At 73.5% G+C, this 21,357-nt stretch carries 19 protein-coding genes; 6 read left to right on the top strand and 13 right to left on the bottom strand.

The window, feature by feature from the left end; all coding sequences use genetic code 11:
* Positions 1-9: 9 nt before the first annotated feature.
* The 3 genes from RM590_RS20660 to RM590_RS20650 are packed head-to-tail and all read left to right on the top strand — an operon-like array spanning position 10 to position 3,152.
* Positions 10-987 (top strand): ABC transporter permease, encoded by a 978-nt coding sequence (locus RM590_RS20660; protein WP_311706134.1) that lies wholly within the window; start codon positions 10-12, stop codon positions 985-987.
* Positions 988-2,121, top strand: a complete 1,134-nt coding sequence (locus RM590_RS20655) for an ABC transporter ATP-binding protein (protein ID WP_311706133.1) — start codon at positions 988-990, stop codon at positions 2,119-2,121.
* Positions 2,118-3,152 (top strand): ABC transporter ATP-binding protein, encoded by a 1,035-nt coding sequence (locus tag RM590_RS20650; RefSeq protein ID WP_311706132.1) that lies wholly within the window; start codon positions 2,118-2,120, stop codon positions 3,150-3,152. Before RM590_RS20655 ends, RM590_RS20650 begins: the two co-directional genes overlap by 4 nt.
* A 101-nt stretch (positions 3,153-3,253) precedes the next feature.
* Here the strand turns inward: RM590_RS20650 and RM590_RS20645 are convergent, their stop codons facing one another.
* The 8 genes from RM590_RS20645 to RM590_RS20610 form a co-directional block, all read right to left on the bottom strand.
* Positions 3,254-4,018 (bottom strand): AfsR/SARP family transcriptional regulator, encoded by a 765-nt coding sequence (locus RM590_RS20645; protein WP_311706131.1) that lies wholly within the window; start codon positions 4,016-4,018, stop codon positions 3,254-3,256.
* A 103-nt stretch (positions 4,019-4,121) separates the two neighbouring features.
* Positions 4,122-6,059, bottom strand: a complete 1,938-nt coding sequence (locus RM590_RS20640) for a TOMM precursor leader peptide-binding protein (protein WP_311706130.1) — start codon at positions 6,057-6,059, stop codon at positions 4,122-4,124.
* A 2-nt stretch (positions 6,060-6,061) separates the two neighbouring features.
* On the bottom strand, positions 6,062-8,047 hold the full coding sequence (locus tag RM590_RS20635) for a thioesterase domain-containing protein (RefSeq protein ID WP_311706129.1): 1,986 nt from the start codon (positions 8,045-8,047) through the stop codon (positions 6,062-6,064).
* Positions 8,044-8,184: a hypothetical protein gene (locus RM590_RS20630; protein ID WP_311706128.1), complete on the bottom strand. Its 141-nt coding sequence runs from the start codon at positions 8,182-8,184 to the stop codon at positions 8,044-8,046. The genes RM590_RS20635 and RM590_RS20630 overlap by 4 nt, the downstream gene beginning before the upstream one ends.
* Positions 8,185-8,422: 238 nt before the next feature.
* Positions 8,423-8,737, bottom strand: coding sequence for an MTH1187 family thiamine-binding protein (locus RM590_RS20625; protein WP_311706127.1), 315 nt, complete (start codon positions 8,735-8,737; stop codon positions 8,423-8,425).
* Positions 8,737-9,324, bottom strand: a complete 588-nt coding sequence (locus tag RM590_RS20620) for a YbjN domain-containing protein (RefSeq protein ID WP_311706126.1) — start codon at positions 9,322-9,324, stop codon at positions 8,737-8,739. The genes RM590_RS20625 and RM590_RS20620 overlap by 1 nt, the downstream gene beginning before the upstream one ends.
* A gap of 129 nt (positions 9,325-9,453) precedes the next feature.
* Entirely contained in the window at positions 9,454-12,042 is a 2,589-nt protein-coding gene (gene clpB / locus RM590_RS20615; RefSeq protein WP_311706125.1) for an ATP-dependent chaperone ClpB, read from the bottom strand.
* A gap of 122 nt (positions 12,043-12,164) precedes the next feature.
* Positions 12,165-12,959: a trypsin-like serine peptidase gene (locus tag RM590_RS20610; RefSeq protein ID WP_311706124.1), complete on the bottom strand. Its 795-nt coding sequence runs from the start codon at positions 12,957-12,959 to the stop codon at positions 12,165-12,167.
* Between the two features lie 254 nt (positions 12,960-13,213).
* On the opposite strand from RM590_RS20610, the gene RM590_RS20605 reads away from it, so the two are divergent.
* The 3 genes from RM590_RS20605 to RM590_RS20595 all read left to right on the top strand — a co-directional run bounded on the left by RM590_RS20605 (position 13,214) and on the right by RM590_RS20595 (position 16,499).
* Positions 13,214-15,211: an N-acetylmuramoyl-L-alanine amidase gene (locus RM590_RS20605; RefSeq protein ID WP_394813914.1), complete on the top strand. Its 1,998-nt coding sequence runs from the start codon at positions 13,214-13,216 to the stop codon at positions 15,209-15,211.
* Positions 15,212-15,291: 80 nt separating this feature from the next.
* On the top strand, positions 15,292-15,849 hold the full coding sequence (locus RM590_RS20600; RefSeq protein ID WP_311706122.1) for a TetR/AcrR family transcriptional regulator: 558 nt from the start codon (positions 15,292-15,294) through the stop codon (positions 15,847-15,849).
* Positions 15,849-16,499 carry a phosphatase PAP2 family protein gene (locus RM590_RS20595; RefSeq protein WP_311706121.1) on the top strand — a complete coding sequence of 217 codons (651 nt, stop codon included), beginning with the start codon at positions 15,849-15,851 and terminating at the stop codon, positions 16,497-16,499. The genes RM590_RS20600 and RM590_RS20595 overlap by 1 nt, the downstream gene beginning before the upstream one ends.
* Here the strand turns inward: RM590_RS20595 and RM590_RS20590 are convergent.
* The 5 genes from RM590_RS20590 to dnaK all read right to left on the bottom strand — a co-directional run bounded on the left by RM590_RS20590 (position 16,477) and on the right by dnaK (position 21,304).
* Entirely contained in the window at positions 16,477-17,007 is a 531-nt protein-coding gene (locus RM590_RS20590) for a TerD family protein (RefSeq protein WP_311706120.1), read from the bottom strand. The two genes, RM590_RS20595 and RM590_RS20590, sit on opposite strands and share 23 nt — an antisense overlap.
* A gap of 76 nt (positions 17,008-17,083) precedes the next feature.
* Positions 17,084-17,542 (bottom strand): heat shock protein transcriptional repressor HspR, encoded by a 459-nt coding sequence (locus tag RM590_RS20585; protein ID WP_311706119.1) that lies wholly within the window; start codon positions 17,540-17,542, stop codon positions 17,084-17,086.
* A 4-nt stretch (positions 17,543-17,546) separates the two neighbouring features.
* Positions 17,547-18,734, bottom strand: a complete 1,188-nt coding sequence (gene dnaJ / locus RM590_RS20580; RefSeq protein WP_311706118.1) for a molecular chaperone DnaJ — start codon at positions 18,732-18,734, stop codon at positions 17,547-17,549.
* Between the two features lie 42 nt (positions 18,735-18,776).
* A complete protein-coding gene (gene grpE / locus RM590_RS20575; protein WP_311706117.1) occupies positions 18,777-19,451 on the bottom strand; it encodes a nucleotide exchange factor GrpE in 675 nt (224 codons plus the stop codon).
* Positions 19,448-21,304 (bottom strand): molecular chaperone DnaK, encoded by a 1,857-nt coding sequence (dnaK, locus tag RM590_RS20570; RefSeq protein WP_311706116.1) that lies wholly within the window; start codon positions 21,302-21,304, stop codon positions 19,448-19,450. The genes grpE and dnaK overlap by 4 nt, the downstream gene beginning before the upstream one ends.
* Positions 21,305-21,357: the final 53 nt, after the last annotated feature.

Below are 21,357 nucleotides of genomic sequence, written 5' to 3'. Positions count from 1 at the left end.
GAAAAGGCCATGACCAACACGGTTCTCAGGGACCCGACGCAGTCGGCCGCGCAGGGCATGACGATCGTCGCCCGCTCCCAGGGCCAGCTCATCCGCCGCCGCTTCCTGCGGCACCGCGGCGCCCTGGCCGGGATGGTGCTGTTCCTCCTGGTGGTGGGGCTGGCCGTCACCTCCATCGGCGCCGGCCCGATCCCCGGCTGGTGGGACAAGGAGCCCACCGCCACCGGCTCGGTCACCGGCGGCGGCGACCCGACCCTCTCCGTGCTGCCCGGCTTCCTGGGCGGCGGCGGGATGCACCTGGGCGAACACCCCTTCGGCCAGGACAACGTGGGCCGCGACTACTTCGCCCTGACCATGCGCGGCACCCAGGTCTCGCTGGTGATCGCCGTCATCGTCGGCCTGGTCGCCACGCTCGTCGGCACCGTGATCGGCGCGACGGCCGGCTACTTCCGCGGCTGGACCGAGGCGGTGCTGATGCGGCTCACCGACGTGGTGATCGCCATCCCCACGCTGCTGATCGCCGGGCTCATCGGCGTCATCGTCGCCGACAAGGGCATCGTGCTCTTCGCGGTCTTCCTCGGGCTGGTCCTGTGGACCCAGATCGCGCGGCTGGTGCGCGGCCAGGTGCTCTCGCTGCGCGAGAAGGAGTTCGTGGAGGCGGCCCGCTCGGTCGGCACCCCGGCCGGCCGCATCATCTTCAAGCACATCCTGCCCAACACGATGGGCATCATCATCGTCGCCGCGACGCTCGCCATCGCCAGCGCCGTGCTCACCGAGTCCGCACTGTCCTTCGTCGGGCTCGGCGTGCAGCCGCCGGACACCTCGCTCGGCCGGCTGATCACCGACTACCGGTCGGCGCTGTCCGTCCGGCCCTGGCTCTTCTACTGGCCGGGCCTGTTCATCGTCGCCATCGCGCTGTCGGTCAACTTCATCGGCGACGGCCTGCGTGACGCCTTCGACCCCCGACAGACCCGGGTGCGTGACTGAATGTCCCTGACTCCTGCCACCCCAGACGTGCCCGCCCCGGCCGGCCCCGGCACCGCCGCCGTGACCGAGGCGGCCGAAGAGGTCCACACCGCCCGGACCCTGGCCGACTCCCGGCCGCCCGGCGACGAGGTGATCCTCGCCGTCGAGAACCTGACCGTCGAGTTCCCCACCGACGACGGCGTCGTCCGCGCCGTCCGCGGCGTCGACTACGAGCTGCACGCCCGCGAAGTGCTGGGCATCGTCGGCGAGTCGGGGTCCGGCAAGTCCGTCTCCTCGATGGCGGTGATGGGCCTGCTGCCCGGCAGCGCCCGCGTGCGCGGCAGCATCCGCTACCGCGGCCAGGACCTGCTGACCATGCGGCCCAAGGAGCAACGCGGCCTGCGCGGCCGGAAGATCGCGATGATCTTCCAGGACCCGATGACCTCGCTCAACCCGGTCCGCACCATCGGCGACCAGCTCGCCGAGGCCGTTCTCGCCCACCATCTCGTGCCGCGCAAACAGGCGCTGGGCCGGGCCCGGGAGATGCTGGAGCTGGTCGGCATCCCGCAGGCCGGCCGGCGGCTGGGCGCCTACCCGCACGAGTTCTCCGGGGGGATGCGGCAGCGCGTGATGATCGCCATGGCCATCATCAACGACCCCGACGTCATCATCGCCGACGAGCCCACCACCGCCCTCGACGTCACCGTCCAGGCGCAGATCCTGGAGAAGCTGCTGGAGGTCAAGGACGCGGTGGACGCCGCGATCCTGCTGATCACCCACGACCTCGGGGTGATCGCCGGCATGGCCCACCGCACGCTGGTGATGTACGCGGGCAAGCCGGTCGAGATCGGCGACACCGACGACGTCTTCTACGAGCCGCGCATGCCCTACACCGCCGGGCTGCTGGGCTCCATCCCCTCGCTCGACGGCGAACGGGACGTCCGGCTGCGGCCCATCACCGGCAGCCCGCCGTCCCTGATCAGCCTGCCGCCCGGCTGCCCGTTCTCCCCGCGCTGCCCGCTGGCCACCGATGTCTGCCGGGAGACCGAGCCGCCGCTCGCGGATGCCGGCGGTCGTCATCTCGCCGCCTGCCACCACAGCGACCAACTGGCCGAGGCGGCCGACGCCACCGCGTTCTTCAAGGAGGAGCGATGACCGCGACACCGCAGCTCGCCAAGGAGCCGGCCGGCGACGCCGAACTGCTGCGGGTCACCGACCTCGTGGTCAACTTCCCCGTGCGCGGCGGCGGTCTCGTCCGCCGCGTCACCGGGCAGGTCCAGGCCGTCAGCGGCGTCTCGTTCGCCGTCGGCCGGGGCGAGACGCTCGGCGTGGTCGGCGAGTCGGGCTGCGGCAAGTCCACCACCGGGCGGGCCGTGCTCCAGCTCATCCGGCCCACCTCCGGCTCGGTGACCTTCGAGGGCCAGGAGATCACCGGCCTCACCGGGGCGCGCCTGCGGCAGGTGCAGCGCAGCGCGGGCATGGTCTTCCAGGACCCCTACGCCTCGCTCAACCCGCGGCTGCCGGTGAACGACATCGTCGCCGAGCCACTGAAGGTGGCCGGGCGCTGGCGCGACGGCGGCAAGGCGCGGGTGGCCGAACTGCTGGAACTCGTGGGGCTCAGCCCCGAGCACGGCAACCGCTACCCGCACGAGTTCTCCGGCGGGCAGCGGCAGCGCGTCGGCATCGCCCGCGCGCTGGCCCTCCAGCCCCGGCTGCTGGTCCTCGACGAGCCGGTGTCCGCGCTGGACGTGTCGGTCCAGGCCGGCGTGGTCAACCTGCTGGAGGACATCCAGGACCGGCTGGGCGTCGCCTACGTGTTCATCGCGCACGACCTGTCGGTCGTCCGGCACATCTCCGACCGGGTCGCCGTCATGTACCTGGGGAAGGTCGTGGAGACCGGCAGCCGCGACGACGTGTACGAACGGCCCTCCCACCCGTACACCCAGGCGCTGCTGTCGGCCGCGCCGCTGGCCGACCCCGTGAAGGAACGCCGCCGGCGCCGCACGGTGCTGACCGGCGACGTGCCCAGCCCCCTCGACCCGCCCAGCGGCTGCCGGTTCCGCACCCGCTGCTGGAAGGCGCGGGACATCTGCGCCACCGAGGAGCCGGCGCTGACCGACCGCGGCACCGGGCACCCCGTCGCGTGCCACTTCGCCGGGGAGCCCGGCGGACCCGGAACCCCGTAAGTCCCCACGGGGCGCGGCCTGTCCGGCGGGAGTGCGGGTTCCCGCCGGACAGACCCCGCGGTGGCGCCCCCGGGCCTCCCACGCCCGGCGGGGCCACCGGCTCATGAGGCGGGCAGCGGGCGGTGGCTGAGGATCGCCTGCTGCATTCCGCGCAGCCGCGGCCCGGGATACAGGCCGCGGTCCACCAGGTGGCGGTTCGCCTGCTGATAGACGGCCAGCGCCGCGCTGCCGTCGCCAGCCTGATGCAGCGCCCGCATCAGCAGCTCGTACGCCGTCTCATCCGTCGGCTGGCCCAGCAGGTGCTGGCGCAGCAGGTCCTGTGCCCGGGCCTCCCGGCCCGACTCCAGCCACAGCCCGGCCAGTTCGAGCAGCGCCCGCCGCCGGTGGCCGTTCATCCGCGCCACCCAGCTCTCCAGCACCGGGCCGTGCGGGATGCCGCTCAGCGCCGGGCCGCGCCACAGGTCCAGCGCCTCCTTCAGCAGCGCCGCGCGCTCCTCGGCGGCGGTGGTGCGGTCGGCCCGCTCCAGCAGCTCCCGGAACGTGTCCGCGTCCAGCCGCGCGTCCCGCAGGACCAGTTCGTAGCAGCCCAGCATCGTCCGCACCGCGTCGGCGCCCAACTCCCGACGCAGCAGGCGGATATAGCTGCGGATGTTGGCCACCGCCGAACTGGGCGCGCGGCCCTGCCACAGTTCGGCGACGATCCGGTCCAGCGGCACCGGCCCGTCCGCGACGAGCAGCATCGCCAGCAGCGCGGTCGGCTTGGGCCACATCGGCCGCGCGGCGGCGCCGTCCCGGGTGAGGGAGAACGGTCCCAGCAGCCGGAACGCGCAGGCCGGGGACACGGAGATCGCGAGGGGCGTGGACACGTAGGTCTCCGTTCTCTCTCCGGATGAGCGACGCGCCGAATCCTGCCGGACCTTGCTGAGAGAAAACTTGACAGAAGCTGACTGACGGCTGTGCAGACCGCCTTCACGGTAACGGATGGGGGTGCGGGTTCACCTCCTCCGGCGCGAGCGGCCGGTCCCGGTGGCCCAGCCGGACCGGCGCGGCGGGCAGCCGCGGCAGCCCGGTGACCCGGCGGTGGGCGTGCCCGAACGTCAGCGGCAGCGCGCCCGGCACCAGCACCTTGACGCAGCGCAGCCCGCCGGCCCGGTGCTCGGCCGCGGTCTGGTCGACCACGATGACGTCCATGCCGTGCCGGGTGAAGCGCCGCACCGCCTCGCGCAGGTTCTCCCGGAGGTCGTCGGCGGCGAACCCGCCGGGCTCCTGGCCGATGTCCGCCGTCTTGCGGCTCGGCTGGGCGGCGGTGAGAAAGTCCAGCCGGGCCGCCGCGCCCGGGTTCGCGTACAGCAGCGCGTGGTCGTCCATCCCGCGCACCAGCGCGGGGTCGGCGGCCATGCGCCGGGCGCGCGCCGTCTCGTCCTCGTCGGCGTAGCGGCCCAGCAGCGTGGTCAGCGCCGGGCTCAGCTCGTGCAGCGCGCCGCTGATCGCCGTCTCGGGATCGGCGTGCGAGCCGCCCGCGCAGACCAGGGCGGGCCTGCCGTCGTCGGCCGGGTTGACCGCCATCGCCCAGACACAGGGGATGCCCTGCTCGGTGGAGATGTCGAACGCCCGCACGCGGTAGCCCGTTTCGGCCCGCACCGTGGCGGCCAGCAGCGGCACGGTGCGGTCGGCCGCGGTGCTCAGCTCGATCTCCGGGGCCGGCAGCCGGGCGTACCAGGTCAGCAGGAACGCGTCCCGTTCGGCCACCTCCAGCAGCCCGTACAGGATCGCCTCCTCCAGACTGCCGCCCAGCGCGCACCCGTTGGACGTCTCGTAGACGAAGCCGCGGCCCGCCTCCCGGTACGCCAGCGTCTCCGGCACCAGCAGCGGCTCGCCGCGGGCGAACGACCAGCCCCACACCCAGCGCAGGGGCGCCTCGGGCGAGAACGGCTCGAACGGGAAGCCGCGCAGCGCGTACTGCTCCGGCGTGTGCACGCCCACGGTCGCCGGGTCCACGGCTCGGTCGCCCAGCTCCGCCAGGCTGGCCACCACCGCGGTGCCGCGCCCGCCGGGCGAGCCGCCGTACCGTTCCACCGCCTCCAGCAGCGCGGTCAGCCGGCTGGCGCGGTACGTCGCCGCGCGGCCGTGGCCCGCGTCGCGGCGGCCGGAACGGAACCCGACCGGCGCGGAGGTCACCACCAGCCCGCCCGAACTCCGGCCCTCCAGCGTGCCGATGAGCCCCACCTGCTCGTCCACATAGGTCTCGGTCAGCGCCGGCAGCTCCTCGCCGATCGCCCGCGTGCGATAGGTCCCCGGCCGGTACGCCGGGCGGGCGCGCAGCTCCGGCACCGCGCGCTCGGCGGTGTCCTCGGGCACGCCGCCGCACACCGGGCAGAGCGGGTCGGGCAGGAACGGGTGGCGGGAGACGGACAGTTCGTCCAGGGCGACGCGCAGCAGCGCCCGGCGCGTGCGCGGCTCCCCGGCGGCCGGGTCGCTCAGCCGCTGGGCCTCCTCGGCGACCAGCCCGCCGACCAGTTCGGCCGCGCCCCCGGTCAGCCAGGACGAGGGGCGGGCGGCCAGCGCCGCGCCGTGCCGCTGCCGCACCAGGTCCCGTTCCGCCTGGTCGGGCCGGATGCGGCGGGCGCGGTCGGCGGCGCAGTCGGCGCAGCCCGCGGCGCCCGGCTCCTCCAGCGGGCCGATCACCGCGTGGCTCAGCTCGGTGCGCACCGGCAGCCAGGCCATGCCGTGGTCCGCCGCCGTGCGCCGGGCGGTGGCGTGCAACGCGGTGTCCCAGCCCTCGTGCACGGCGACCAGCAGGGCGCGCGACCCGGCGGGCGCGCCGCCCCGGGCGAGGATGGCGTCGTGCAGCGCCCCGCCGGAGCCGAGCACGCAGAGCCGGGGGCGTTCGCGAGGGGGACCGGGCATCGTCACACCACCACCACGTGGACGAGGTACGGCACGCGTTCCACGATGGCCGGATCGTGGTCGAGCGGGACCGCCACCGCGGTGCCGGCGATGGTGCGCAGCCGGGCCGCGACCGCGGCGACGCTGAGCGCGGCGGGCTCGGCGGGCTCCGCGGCCGGGCGCGGCTCCTCCCCGCGCAGCACCCGCGGCAGTCCGGGCACCACCGGCCAGGGCGCGTAACCGGCCTGGTGGTGGGCGCGGGCCTGCACGGCGAGCAGCACCTGCCGCAGGCCGTCGGTGAGCGCCGTGCCGGCGGTCAGGCCCGCGCCGCAGGCGAGGGTGACCGGGCCCTGACAGAACGCGAACGTGGGGACGCCGAGCGGGCCGGTGATGTCGAAGACATCCGGCAGCTCGCCCAGTTCGGCCAGGATGTCGCGGCAGCGGGCGCCGTCCTCGTCCAGCGGCACCTCGTCCAGCGCCACCGGCGGATAGGGGCGCGCGGTCTCCCGCAGCCGGAACACGGTCAGCCGGCGGCAGTGCGCGAGCAGCCCCGCGGTGACCGCCTCCTGCCAGTCGTAGCCGCCGACCACCGCCGAGTACGGGTCGGCGGCCGGCCGCCAGGGCCGCAGCCCGGGGAACGCGTCGGCCACCGGGATCCGGCGGATCCGCGTGGGGTCGGCCAGCTCGTAGCCGGGCACGGCCGGACCGCCCCGGCGGCCCGGCTCGTCCGTTCCCTCCTCCGGCAGCAGGCGCGGGTCGAACCGGCCGGCCGCGTACCGGGCCAGCGCGGTGAGCGCGGCCTGGCCGCGGGCCGTCTCATAGCCGAAGCCGACGCCGGTCGCCGTGACCGCGGGCCGCTCGCGCACCACCGCCTGGCTGACGTGCAGCGGCGACTGGGCCCAGGCGGTGTCCGCGTAACGGAAGACGCCCAGCCGCTCGTCGGCGCAGTCCCCGACACGCTGGGCCAACTGCCGCTCGGTGAGCCGCATTCCACGGCGCAGGGCGCGTATCCGCTCGTGGAAACCGGCCCGGGGGCGCGCGGGCAGGGGCAACGCGCTGGGGTGCGGCGGGAATGTGCGCGTCCGGTTCGTCAGGGTTTTCAGGTCCACGCCGGTCAGCCGCGCGCGTGCGCCGGGCGGCACGGCCTCGGTGAGCGTGCGGAACGCGTCCCGCACCAGCCGCGCGGCCACGGCGGTCCCGGCGGCCGGGCCCGGTTCGGCGGGCGCGGACCGGGCGGCCGCCGGCTCCAGCCGGGGCCAGGCGGCGGCCCAGTGGCCGGGCGCGCCGTCGTCGCCCGCCCAGGTCTGGAGCGGCACCAGCCAGGCCTCGGCGCCATGGACGACGACCTGGGCCAGGGGCACCCGGGCGGCCCGCGCGGCGCGCTCGATCAGCAGCGCCCGCTCGGGCCGCTGGTCGCCCACGTGCAGCACCAGGTGGACGTGGTTCAGCAGGGCCGCCGCCGCCCCGGCGTCCGCCGGTTCGGCGGCCGGGGCCCAGGTGAGGCCCTGGCCGGAGTCCCGGGCGCACCACTCCGGTTCGGGGGCGCCGTCGAACGCGGCGACGCGCACGGCGCGCAGCCCCGAGGTCAGCGCGGCCCGGGCGACCGCCGCCAGCAGCGGGCCCTCCCCGGCGACGAGGGTGCGCAGCGCGCGGTACCGGGCGAACGCGGCGGCGGCGCCCTCCCGGTGCCAGCCCAGATAGGAGATCTCCGGCGCGTACTCGCGGGCCTCACCGGCGGTCAGCTCCGCCGGTTCCGCCGCGCCCGCCCGGGTGAGCAGGCCCGCGTCGGTGAGCCGCAGCACGAGCCGTTCCACCGTGTCGCGGTCGCGCGGGGAGAGCCCCTCGGTCAGCTCGGCCAGCGTGCTGCCCTCGGCCAGCTTCGGCACCAGCCGGTCCAGCCAGCGGGCGGTGGACCGCCCGGCCAGCCGCACCGGACCGCGCGGCGTCAGGATGTACGCGCCGTCCGGGGTCGTGGCGTGATAGGCGTCCCGCCGCAGGACGAGCCTCATGCCGCCGCCCCGGGCGCGTTCGCGATGCGTCGCTTCATCAGGTGGAGCACTCCCACGTGTTCGGTCACCAACACACAACGCTGCCCGAGGGTTTCGTCGTGATGCGTATCGGTGTCAACATCCGTCACGTCCGCCACCGGCTGGCTCCTTCCCCCGTCGGGAAACGATGCCCGCAAGCATGCCCCGGGTGGCTGGTCGGCCACCTTGACAGGTTCTGAAACGCCGCTTCCGGAGCTCGTCCTCCATGCGGAGCAGACGGGCCGTTCGGCGACCGGCCCGACAACGATGAACCCCTGGGCCGGGGAGGGATGACGCGTGGAGTGGGATAGGCTCGCCCGCTTCGCCGAGCCCGGGCGGCGGCTGGTTTTCCGAGTGCTAGGCGGAGGTGTCCCGGGGTGGCTCGGCCAGCAGGCGTTCGACGCGTTCGACCTTGCTAGTGAGGCCGTCGGTGACGCCGCTCCTGAGGTCGGCCTTCAGCACCAGGCTGACCCGGCCGGCGCGAGCGGAGACCGCCTCCACCGCCCGCTTGACCACGGCCATCACCTCGTCCCACTCGCCCTCGACGCTGGTGAACATGGCGTCGGTCCGGTTGGGCAGCCCGCTCTCCCGGACCACCCGGACGGCCTCGGCCACCTCCTCGCCGACGTCCTCACCGGTGCCGATGGGCGTCACGGAGAACGCGACGATCACTAGTCGTCCCCGCCGGGCTCTTCGTGCGCCTCCGGCTCCGCCGGACCGGCCGCGTCCGGCCCATCGGCCGCGTCCGGCTCGTCCTTGTCCAGGCCGAACCGCTCCACCAGCCACTTGTCGAACTCGCCCGCCGCGCGCACCCAGCTCACCACGCTGGCCACGAAGTGGTCGAAGCCGACGCCGGCGCCCAGCAGCAACTGGAAGTCGCCAATCAGCCGGACCGTGCCGTCATCGCCGGTGTGCGTGTAGACCTTGGGCCAGAGGGTGGAGTGGTTCCACTCGTCGATGTTCTGCAGGAGCCGCGGCTTGTCCTCGATCGTGTGGGGCCGGTCGTAGAAGGTCCGCACGGTCAGCACCCGCTGCCGCTCCTCCCCGCGGAACATGAAGTAGACGCGGAAGTGCTTCCACGGGGCGACGACGTCGCCCTCCTTGTCCTCCACGTACTTCAGCTTCATGCGCTCCAGGAGCTGCTTGACCAGGTCCGGGTTCGGCATGATCGGGCCGGTGGGCTTCCTCGCCTGCTGCGGCTGGCCCTGCTTGTCCGGCTGGCCCCCGAAGTTCGGGATCGCGGACGGATCGACAGACACGGGATGGGTCCCTTCATACGACTGCTCGTACACCTTCGGAAGGCTCCCCCATCCTCTCCCATCCCCGCCCGGGTCTGGCAACAGGAGGGCGGGGACGGGATGGGGGCCCGGCGCGGCGGCCGCGCGGGCTCAGCGCTCGGCCGTTATCGACAGCCCGCCGTCCAGGGCGGCGTCCACCCGGACCGTGTCGCCGTCCCTGACCTCGCCGGAGAGGATCTTGCGGGCCAGCGGGTCACCGATCGCGGTCTGCACCAGCCTGCGCAGCGGCCGGGCGCCGTACGCGGGGTCGTTCCCCTCGTCCGCCAGCCAGCGCAGCGCCAGCTCGGTGACGTCCAGCTCCAGCCGCCGGTCGGCCAGCCGCCGCTGGAGCGCGTCGATCTGGAGCCGCGCGATGCGGCCCAGCTCGTCGCCGCCGAGCGGGCGGAAGACCACCACGTCGTCCAGCCGGTTGAGGAACTCGGGGCGGAACGCGGCGCGCACCGCCGCCAGCACCTCTTCCCGCTGCTCGTCGGGCTTGGCCAGCGGGTCGATCAGGTGCTGGCTGCCGAGGTTGGAGGTGAGGATGAGGATGGTGTTGCGGAAGTCGACCGTCCGGCCCTGCCCGTCCGTGAGCCGCCCGTCGTCCAGCACCTGGAGCAGGATGTCGAAGACCTCGTGGTGGGCCTTCTCCACCTCGTCCAGCAGCACGACGGTGTAGGGGCGGCGGCGGACCGCCTCGGTGAGCTGGCCGCCCTCCTCGTAGCCGACGTAGCCGGGCGGGGCGCCGACCAGCCGGGCCACCGAGTGCTTCTCGCCGTACTCGCTCATGTCGATGCGGACCATGGCGCGTTCGTCGTCGAACAGGAACTCCGCCAGCGTCTTGGCCAGTTCGGTCTTGCCCACGCCGGTCGGGCCGAGGAAGAGGAACGAGCCGGTGGGCCGGTCCGGGTCGGCGATGCCGGCCCGGCTGCGGCGCACCGCGTCGGAGACGGCCACGACCGCCTCGGTCTGGCCGATCAGCCGCCGGCCCAGCTCCTCCTCCATGCGCAGCAGCTTCTCGGTCTCGCCCTCCAGCAGCCGGCCGGCCGGGATGCCCGTCCAGGAGGAGACGACGTCGGCGATGTCGTCCGGGCCGACCTCCTCCTTGACCATGGTGTCGCGCTTGGCCTCCTGCTCCGCCTCGGAGGCGGCGGCCAGCTCGCGCTCCAGCGCGGGGATCTCCCCGTACAGCAGCTTGGCGGCGGCCTCGAAGTCGCCGTCGCGTTGGCGCCGTTCGGCCAGGCCCCGGGCCTCGTCCAGGCGCTCCTTCAGCTCGCCGACGCGGTTGAGCCCCTGCTTCTCCTTCTCCCAGCGGGCGGTCAGGCCGCGCAGCTCCTCCTCGCGGTCGGCCAGCTCGCGGCGCAGCCGGGCCAGCCGCTCGCGGGACGAGGCGTCGGACTCGTTCGCCAGGGCCAGCTCCTCCATCCGCAGCCGGTCCACCGAGCGCTGGAGCTCGTCGATCTCCACCGGCGAGGAGTCGATCTCCATCCGCAGCCGGGAGGCGGCCTCGTCCACCAGGTCGATGGCCTTGTCCGGCAGGAAGCGGGAGGTGATGTAACGGTCGGACAGCGTCGCGGCGGCCACCAGCGCGCCGTCGGCGATCACCACCTTGTGGTGCGCCTCGTAGCGGCCCTTCAGACCGCGCAGGATGGCGATGCTGTCCTCGACGGTGGGCTCGGCGACCAGCACCTGCTGGAAACGGCGCTCCAGCGCGGCGTCCTTCTCGATCCGCTCGCGGTACTCGTCCAGGGTGGTCGCGCCGACCATGCGCAGCTCGCCGCGGGCCAGCATGGGCTTGAGCATGTTCCCCGCGTCCATGGCGGAGTCGCCGCCGGCGCCCGCGCCGACGACGGTGTGCAGCTCGTCGATGAACGTGATGATGCGGCCGGCGCTGTCCTTGATCTCGGAGAGGACGGCCTTCAGCCGCTCCTCGAACTCGCCGCGGTACTTGGCGCCCGCGACCATGGCGCCGAGGTCAAGCGAGACCAGCCGCTTGTTCTTCAGGGACTCGGGCACGTCGCCCTTGACGATGCGCTGGGCCAAGCCCTCCACGACGGCGGTCTTGCCGACCCCGGGCTCGCCGATGAGGACCGGGTTGTTCTTGGTGCGGCGGGAGAGGACCTGCACGACGCGGCGGATCTCGTGGTCCCGGCCGATGACCGGGTCGAGCCGGCCCTCGCGGGCGGCGGCGGTGAAGTCCGTGCCGAACTTCTCCAGGGCCTTGTAGGTGCCCTCGGGGTCGGCGGTGGTGACGCGCTGCCCGCCGCGGCCGGCCTCGAACGCGTCGAGCAGCTTGCGGTCGGCCGCGTTCTGCGCGGTGAGCAGCTCCGCTGTCTGCCCGCCCTTGGCGGCGAGGCCGATCAGCAGGTGCTCGGTGGAGACATAGGAGTCGCCCAGCTCCTTGGCGCGCTGCGCGGCGTCGGCGATGACGGCCAGCAGCTCGCGGTTGGGCTGGGGCTTGGCGACGGACGCGCCCTGCACGCGGGGCAGCCCGGCGAGCAGCCGCTCGGCGCCGGAGCGCAGCGCGGCCTGGTCGGCCTGGACGGCCGCGAGGAGGTCCTGGATGTTCTCGTTGTCCTGGCCGGTGAGCAGGGCGAGCAGCAGATGTGCCGGGGTGATGTCCGGGTGGCCCCCGGTGAGGGCGCGGTCGTTGGCCGCGCTGATCGCGTCCCGGCTCCTGTTGGTCAGCTCGGCGTTCACTTCTGCGGTGCCCCTCCGTGAAATCCAAACGTGAGTCTGCTAGACGCAACGTGCGATAAGTTGAGTCTATTTCACTCAAGCGGGATCCGGAGCGCCTCTGCGCCGGGCCTTGTCGCACCCTTTCAGCTTCCGCCAGCGGCCGTGAAGAGCTCTCTCGCCTCCTCCGGGAACGGGCGCCCCACCACATCCCCCTCGCCGCTGCCCACCGACATCACCGCGACCACCGTGCCGGACTCGGTGGCCTCGTCGTAGTGGGTGAGCCAGGGGCCGCCGCTGGATCCGGCGGTGAGGTCGCAGTCCTTCAGGAGCAGCCCGCCGAGGTTCGGCGCCTGGGCCTCGCCCTCGAACAGCACATCCGTCCGGCCCGCACAGTAGTGCAACGACTCCCCGTCGTACGGCGCGGCGGCCGGATAGCCCAGGACGGCGACGTCGTCGCCCTCGCCGACCGGCTCGAAGACCAGCCGGTTGGCGCCGTGGACCTCCTGGACCGTCCGGCCGTCCTTCTCGCCGACGGTGAGGAACGCGTAGTCGTGCGGCAGGATCGCGGACGTCTCCTGGGAGACGTCCCACCCGGCGGGGGTGTGGAACGCGGTGACCGGCCAGCCGTCGGCCCGGTAGCTGTCGCGGCCGTGGTCGTAGGCGGGCACGAACCAGACCTCGGCCGGCGGCTCGGGGCTGGCGCCCGTGCGGACGCAGTGCGCGGCGGTGGCGATCACGCTGCCGTTGGGGGCGTCCACCACGGCCCCCGAGCACAGTCCGAGCCGGCCGTCGCCCGCGTCCCAGATCAGCTTGCCCACGGTGCTCACCGGACCGGCCGCCCAGGGGTCGGCGGCGACGGCCGGCGGGGCGCCGAGGGCGAGCAGGACGACGGCGACGGCGAGGGCGGCGGCGGGTATCCGCGCACGCGGGAGATTCATAGGGACACCCTGTGATCACAGCGCGCTCATGTCCAGCTACTCTGCGCCGAACGGGTGGGTGCCGCCGGATCATTGATCTTTCGCGGCAAAGAATCGGCAAAATCCGCCCTTCCACCACCGGTTGAGACCAGTGCCGCGCCGCAGGCGGCGGACGCGGCGCGCCGAAAGCCCGGGGGACCGCCACGGAGGTGCAACTTCGGTGTATCCCGGGCGCATTGACGGCGTCACCGCCGACCACCAGCATGCTCATGCTCATGGCGCACCCAGCCCAGCCCTCCGGGAGGCCCGCCTTGCGAGAATCCAGTCCCCAGCGGCCGAGACGCGCCCGCCGCGCGGCCGTCGCCACCGCCGCCGCGGCCGTTGCCCTGCCCCTGCTGTCCGGGAGCCCGCCCGCGGGCGCCGACTCCGACGCCACCGCGCTGCAAGAGGCGTTCGCCGACGCGGCCGAGGAGTACGACGTGCCGGAGAGCGTGCTGCTCGGCGTCTCCTACCTCCAGTCCCGGTGGGACGGCCACCGCGGCGCGGCCAGCGTGTCCGGCGGCTACGGTCCGATGCACCTGACCGACGCGGAGACCGCGCTCGCCGAGGCGGGCGAACACCACGGGCACGGCGGCGAGGACCCGCGCGGCGACGAGTCCCGCCCGCTGGACCCGGCCGAGCCGGAGCCGGCGTCCGCCTCCGCGCTGCCCGCCGCGTTGCGCACGCTGCCCGAGGCGGCGGAGCTGACGGGCCTGCCCGCCGGCGAGCTGCGGACCAGCGAGGCGGCGAACGTGCGCGGTGGCGCGGCGCTACTGGCCGCCGCCCAGCGCGAGTTGGGCCTGCCCGCCAGCGACGACCCGGCCGACTGGTACGGCGCGGTCGCCGCCTACGCGGGCGCGGAGACGCGGGAGGCCGCGGAGGTCTTCGCGGACGAGGTCTACGCCGTGATCAACGAGGGCACCTCCCGCGTCACCGCCGAGGGCCGGCGCGTCGTCCTCGAACCGCTCGCGGTCACCCCGGTCACCGCGGCCGCCGACGGCCTCGGGCTGCCCGCCGCGCCCCGGGACCCCGAGGTCGAGTGCCCCCGGTCGGTCTCCTGCGAGTGGATCCCGGCGCCCTACGAGGAGCTGGGCGACGGCGACTACGGCAACCACGACCTGGCCGACCGCCCCGCCTCGCAGGCCATCGACTACATCGTCATCCACGACACCGAGGCGACCTGGCAGACCACCCTCGACCTGGTCACGGACCCCACGTATGTCTCCTGGCACTACAGCCTGCGCTCCTCGGACGGCCACATCGCGCAGCACCTGTCGAACGAGGACGTGGGCTGGCACGCCGGCAACTGGTACGTCAACGCCAACTCCATCGGCCTGGAGCACGAGGGCTTCCTGACCAGCCCCGACGCCTGGTACACGGAGGCGATGTACCGCACCTCGGCCCGGCTGGTGCGGTATCTGTCCCGGCAGTACGACATCCCGCTGGACCGCCACCACATCATCGGCCACGACAACGTCCAGGGCCCGGTGAACGCGAGCGTCGCCGGGATGCACACCGACCCCGGCCCGTACTGGGACTGGTCGCACTACTTCGAGCTGCTGGGCGCCCCGTTCCGCCCGACCGCGGGCCCGGGCGGCGGCATCGTCACCATCGCGCCGGACTACGACAGCCACGCGCCGGTGTTCACCGACTGCGGCGGCAGCGGCAACCCCTGCGCCCCGCACGGCTCCGCCGCCGTCCGGCTGCACACCGCGCCGGACGCCAACGCGCCGCTGGTCTCCGACATCGCCACGCACCCGGGCGACGGCCGGTCCTCCACCGGCGTCAACGACGTGGGCGCCCGCGCCACGGCCGGGCAGCAATTCGCGGTGGCCGGCCGGGAGGGCGACTGGACCGCGATCTGGTACCTCGGCCAGCAGGCGTGGTTCCACAACCCGGCCGACGCCCCGACCGCGGTGAACGCCCGCGGCTGGGTGGTCACCGGCAAGGACGGCGCGGCCACCATCCCGGTCTACGGCCGGGCCTATCCCGAGGCCGCCGCCTACCCGGCGGACGTGCCCGCGCAGCCGGTGGTGCCGCTGGCGTACCAGATCCCCGCCGACCAGGAGTACGTGGTGGGGCAGCGGACGGAGAGCGAGTACTACCGGGCCGTCACCTTCGACCCGGCGAACCATCAGGTCGTGCGCGGCGAGGTGTACTACCAGATCCAGCTCGGCCACCGCATCGCCTATGTCCGGGCCGCTGACGTGGAGGTGCGCCGCTCCGGAAGCTGATCCCGCGCGGCAACGCGACCGCGGGCGGCGCCCGTTCGGCTCCGGGCGCCGCCCGCACCCGCGCCACTACACTTCCGCCGATGAGCCGGAAGCCGGTCCTCAGGGACCACATCGCGACCTCCGTCCTGGCCGCCGCCGCCGTCGTCCTGGCCGAGCGCGGCGACGCGGCCTCCATGGCCGACATCGCGAGCGCCGCCGGCGTCGGCCGCGCCACGCTGTACCGCTACTTCCCGACCCGCGAGGCGCTGCTCGCCGCCCTGGGCCGCAGGGCCCTGGACGAGCTGACCGACCGGATCGAGGAGGCCGGGCTGGAAACGGTCCCGGTGGCCGAGGGCATCGCGCGGCTGACCCGGGCCTTCCTGGGCACCGGCTGCCGGTACGCGGCGTTCCTGCGCACCGGGCCCAAGCCCGCCGACGCCGACGAAATCCAGGCACAACTGGGCGCGCCGCTGCTCGCGTTGCTGGCGCGCGGCGCGGCGGACGGCACGTTGCGCGCCGATCTGTCGCCCGAGGTGCTGCTCGCGTTCTACGGCGGGCTGATCGAGTCGGCGATGCCGCTGGCGGCGCCGGGCGCGCTCGGCGTGGAACGGGCCAGCGCCGCGACGACCGCGTTCTTCCTCAACGGGGCGGTGGCCTGATGCCGCCCCACCGCCTGCTCGCCGCCTCGGCCGCCGCCGTGCTGCTCGCCGCGCTGATCACGGTGGTGACGCTGCGGGACGGGGTGCCGTTCGGCATCGACCGCGCGCTGCACGACTGGACGCTGGAGAACCGCACGGCGGGCGGGATCGACGTGTTCCGGTTCATCACCGACACCGGCAACCGCGTGGTGCCGTATCTGCTGGCCATCACGGCGGGCGTGCTGACCGTGCCCCGGGCGTGGCTGCTGGGCGCGGTGGCCGGCGTGGGCGCCCTGGCCACCGCCCAGTTCCTCCGCTACCTCCTGGTCAACGCGGTGGACCGGCCCCGGCCGCCCGAGGAGCACTGGCACGCCCACGTCAACAACCCGGCCATGCCCTCGGGCCACGCCACCACGTCCGCGCTGGCCGCGATCGGGCTGGCCGCCGCGCTGCTGCCGTACTGCCACCGCGTCGCGACCCGCGCGCTGGCCATCGCGGTGCCCGCCGCCTGGGCGGTCGCGGTCGGCGCGAGCCGGGTCTATCTGGGCGTGCACTGGCCCACGGACGTGCTGGCCGGCTGGCTGCTGGCCACCATGCTGACCTGTCTGGCGCTGCCCCCGCTGGGCCGCGCGCTGAACAGGCGGCAGGTCAGGCCGGCCCCGCGCCCATGATCCGGGCGAACTCCTCCGGGCCGGCGTCGTATCCGCGCACGGCCGGGGCGAACGACCAGGCGCCGGAGTCGTTCCGGATGAACTGGGCGACCGTCGCCGCCGTGGAACCGGCCACCCCGGCGAACTCGTCGGTCGCCAGCTCGGTGTAGCCCTCGGCGACGCGGACCTTGGCGCCCGCCACGTCCGCGAACGTCTTCCGCCCGCCGCTCTGCTGGATGGCCACCCCGACGACCACCCGGCCGTAGACCTCGGCCAGCCGGTCGAACTCCAGGGTCATGACCTCGTCATAGCCGAAGCCCTGACCCGTTCGGCTGTCCCGGCTCAGCGTGATGGTGCCGTCCGGCGAGCGGCTGTCGAAGTGCACGAGGTAGACGGGGTCGCCGAACGGGTCGTCGGCGCGATAGGTCCCCGCGATGATGTCCAGATCCGTGGCGGGCCGGCCCGAGGGGCTGGGGTCCCACCTGACCTGCACCTCGACCTTGCCGAGCCCCTTGCTGGGACCACTCATCGCTTCCCCTCCAACGGCCGTGACGCTGAACCCGGTTGACCATGGTGCCAGACCGGCGCCCGGCCCGGGGAGACGGTCAGCGGCCGCCGTTGCCGTCCGGGCGCCAGACCACGATCGCGGCGGACTGGCGCACGTCCTGATAGGGCACCAGGTCGCGGCGGTAGGACGCGTGGACCTGGGCCTCGCGCTGCCGCATGGCGACGGCGGCGCCCTCCACCGCCTGCTGGAGCTCGACCACCTTCGCCTGGAGCGCGGCGACATGGGTCTGAAGCTCGATGATCCGCTTGATCCCGGCGAGGTTGATCCCCTCGTCCTGGGACAGCCGCTGCACCTCGCGCAGCAACTGGATGTCGCGCGCCGAGTAGCGGCGGCCACGACCGGGGGTCCGGTCCGGGCAGACCAGACCCAGCCGGTCGTACTGCCGCAGTGTCTGCGGATGCAGCCCGGAGAGCTGAGCCGCGACGGAGATGACGTACACCGGAGTTTCGTCGGTCAGTTCGTAGGGGTTGCTGTTCTGTCCGTTCCGGCCGTTCATCTCGTTACTCTCCCTTCGCGGCCTCGAACAGGCCTGCCCGAGGGTCCTCACCCTCCGCGGCGGCGCGGTACTCCTCCAGGGCCTTGCGTGCCTTCTCCCCCAGGTCGCGCGGCACGGCCACTTCGATGGTGACCAGCAGATCGCCCCGGGTGCCGTCCTTGCGCACCGCGCCCTTGCCGCGCGCGCGCATCGTGCGTCCGCCGGGGGTGCCCGGCGGCAGCTTGAGCGTCACCGGGGGACCACCGAGCGTCGGCACCTTGATCTCACCACCGAGCGCGGCTTCCGGGAAGGTCACCGGCACGGTGACCGTCAAGTTGTCCCCGCGCCTGCCGAAGACCGGGTGCTCGTCCACGTGGACGACCACGTACAGGTCCCCGTTCGGGCCGCCGCGCTCGCCGGGCGCGCCCTTGCCGCGCAGCCGGATGCGCTGCCCGTCGTCCACGCCGGCCGGGATCCGCACCTGCATGGTCCGCGAGCTGGTCGCCCGCCCGCTGCCCCGGCACACCGGGCACGGGTCCTGCGCGATCAGGCCCCGGCCGCGGCAGTCCACGCACGGGTCGGTGAGCGAGAAGCCGCCCCCGCCGCCGCGGCTGACCTGCCCGGTGCCGACACAGGTCGGGCACACCCGCGGGGTGCCGTTCTTGTCGCCGGTGCCCGAACAGGTCTTGCACGCCGCGCTGGAGGACATCCGCAGCGGCACGGTCGCGCCGGCCACCGCCTCGGTGAAGCTGAGCGTCACCTCGGACTCGATGTCCTGGCCGCGCCGCGGCTGGGTGCGCGTCCCCGCGCCGCCGCGGTTGAACAGCCCGCCGAAGACGTCCCCGAGGCCGCCGCCGAAGCCGCCGGCCCCGGGCCCCGCCGGGCCGCCGCCCGGCTGGGGCCCGCCGCCGAACAGGTCGCCGAAGTCGAAGTTGAACTGACCGCCGGCGCCCGGCCCCGGGCGGAAGCCGCCGTTGCCGAAGAGGGCGCGCGCCTCGTCGTACTCCTTGCGCCGCTTGGGGTCGCCGAGCACGTCGTACGCCTCGGAGACGTCCTTGAAGCGCTCCTCGGACTTGGCGTCGCCCTTGTTCGCGTCGGGGTGGTTCTCCCGGGCGAGCTTCCGGTACGCCTTCTTGATCTCGGCCTCGGTGGCGTCCTTCGGGACGCCGAGAACCTTGTAGAAGTCCTTCTCGATGAAGTCCTTGGTACTCATCCCCGGCGTCCCTCCTTCCACGTCGGCGCTCTCACCGCGGCGTCAGCCCTCGTCCGGGCCACCGCCGTCGTCCTTCTCGGGCGCACTCTCCTCCTGTTCGGCCGGCTTGCCGGGCTGGGGCTCGGCGACACCCACCCGGGCCGGGCGGATGGTGCGCTCGCCGATGCGGTACCCCGGCTGAAGGATCTGCACGCACGTCGTCTCCGTGACGTCCGGCGAATAGCTGTGCATCAGGGCCTCGTGCACGGTCGGGTCGAAGGGCTCGCCCTCCTTGCCGAACTGCATCAGCCCCATCTTCGCCGCGACGACCTCCAGCGACTCCGCCACCTGCTTGAAGCCGCCGACCAGTTCGCCGTGGTCCCGGGCGCGGCCGATGTCGTCGAGCACCGGCAGCAGCTCGGTCAGGAGGTTGGCCACGGCCATCTCCTTCACGGCGACGCGGTCGCGCTCCACCCTGCGGCGGTAGTTCTGGAACTCGGCCTGGAGCCGCTGGAGATCCTGGGTGCGCTCGTTCAGCGCGGAGCGCGCCTGGTCCAACTGCGCGGTCAGGGCCACCTCCTGGAGGTCCTGCGCCGCCGCCTCCGGCGACCCGTCACCGCCCGGGCCGGCCTCCGCGCGTTCGTCGGAGGCCGGTGTCTCGGCGGGCACCTCGGACTTCGCCGCCTCGGCGTCGGGGACCTCGGACTCCTTGTCGAAGCCCTGCGGGTCCTGGGTCACGCCGCACCACCCTTCGGCTTGTCGTCGTCCACGATCTCGGCTTCCACGACGTCCTCGTCGGCGCCGGGCGCGGCCGACTCGGTGCCGCCGGCCGACTGGCCGCCCGCGGCCTGCGCCGCCTGGGCGTCGGCGTACATGGCCTGGCCCAGCTTCTGGCTGGTGGCCGCGACCTTCTCGGACGCCTCGCGGATGGCCGCGGTGTCCTCGCCCTTGAGCTGCTCCTTGAGCTCCGCGACGGCCGCCTCGACCTCGGTCTTGACGTCGCCGGGCACCTTCTCGGAGTTCTCCTTGAGGAAGTTCTCCGTGGTGTAGACGAGCTGCTCGGCCTGGTTGCGCGTCTCGGCGGCCTCGCGGCGGCGGGCGTCCTCGTCCGCATACTGCTCGGCGTCGCGCATCATCCGCTCGATGTCGTCCTTCGGCAGCGCGGAGCCGCCGGTGACGGTCATCCGCTGCTCCTTGCCGGTACCGAGGTCCTTGGCGGAGACGTGCATGATGCCGTTCGCGTCGATGTCGAACGTGACCTCGATCTGCGGGACGCCGCGCGGCGCCGGGGGCAGGCCGGTCAGCTCGAACATCCCGAGCTTCTTGTTGTACGCCGCGATCTCGCGCTCGCCCTGGTAGACCTGGATCTGCACGGACGGCTGGTTGTCCTCGGCCGTGGTGAAGATCTCGGAACGCTTGGTCGGGATCGTGGTGTTGCGCTCGATCAGCTTGGTCATGATGCCGCCCTTGGTCTCGATGCCGAGGGACAGCGGGGTGACGTCCAGCAGCAGGACGTCCTTGACCTCGCCCTTGAGCACACCGGCCTGGAGGCTGGCGCCGATGGCGACGACCTCGTCCGGGTTCACGCCCTTGTTGGCGTCCTTGCCGCCGGTCAGCTCGCGCACCAGCTCGGCGACCGCCGGCATACGGGTGGAACCGCCGACCAGCACCACGTGGTCGATCTCGGACAGGTGGATCCCGGCGTCCTTGATCACGTTGTGGAACGGGGTCTTGCAGCGCTCCAGCAGGTCCGCGGTGAGCTGCTGGAACTGCGCCCGGGTGAGCTTCTCGTCCATGTGCAGCGGGCCCTCGGCGGACGCCGTGATGTAGGGCAGGTTGATCGTGGTCTCGGTGGACGAGGACAGCTCGATCTTGGCCTTCTCCGCGGACTCGCGCAGCCGCTGGAGGGCCATCTTGTCCTTGGACAGGTCGACGCCGTGCGCGTTCGCGAACTGGCGGACCAGGTGATCCACGACGCGCTGGTCCCAGTCGTCACCACCGAGGTGGTTGTCACCGTTGGTGGCCTTCACCTCGACCACGCCGTCGCCGATCTCCAGCAGCGAGACGTCGAAGGTGCCACCGCCGAGGTCGAAGACCAGGATGGTCTGGTCGTCCTTCTCCAGGCCATAGGCGAGGGCGGCGGCCGTCGGCTCATTGACGATGCGGAGCACGTTCAGACCGGCGATCTCGCCGGCCTCCTTGGTGGCCTGCCGCTCGTGGTCGTTGAAGTACGCCGGGACGGTGATCACCGCGTCGGTGACCTTCTCGCCCAGGTACGCCTCGGCGTCCCGCTTCAGCTTCTGCAGGATGAACGCGCTGATCTGCTGCGGGTTGAAGTCCTTGCCGTCCAGGCCGATCTTCCAGTCCGTGCCCATGTGGCGCTTGACGGAACGGATCGTCCGGTCCACGTTGGTGACCGCCTGGCGCTTGGCCACCTCGCCGACCAGCACCTCGCCGTTCTTCGCGAAAGCGACGACGGACGGCGTGGTCCTGGCGCCCTCGGCGTTGGTGATGACGGTGGGCTCACCGCCTTCGAGAACACTGACGACGGAGTTCGTCGTGCCCAGGTCGATGCCGACCGCACGTGCCATTTCGGTATCCTCCAGCTACTAGCTTGAGTGCGACTGACTCAAGAGTGCCGCAG

The organism is Streptomyces litchfieldiae (assembly GCF_031845365.1).
GTDB classification, from domain to species: Bacteria; Actinomycetota; Actinomycetes; order Streptomycetales; family Streptomycetaceae; genus Streptomyces; species Streptomyces litchfieldiae.
Note: the sequence above shows the minus strand (reverse complement) of the source record. Positions and strands in the feature narration are given on the sequence as shown.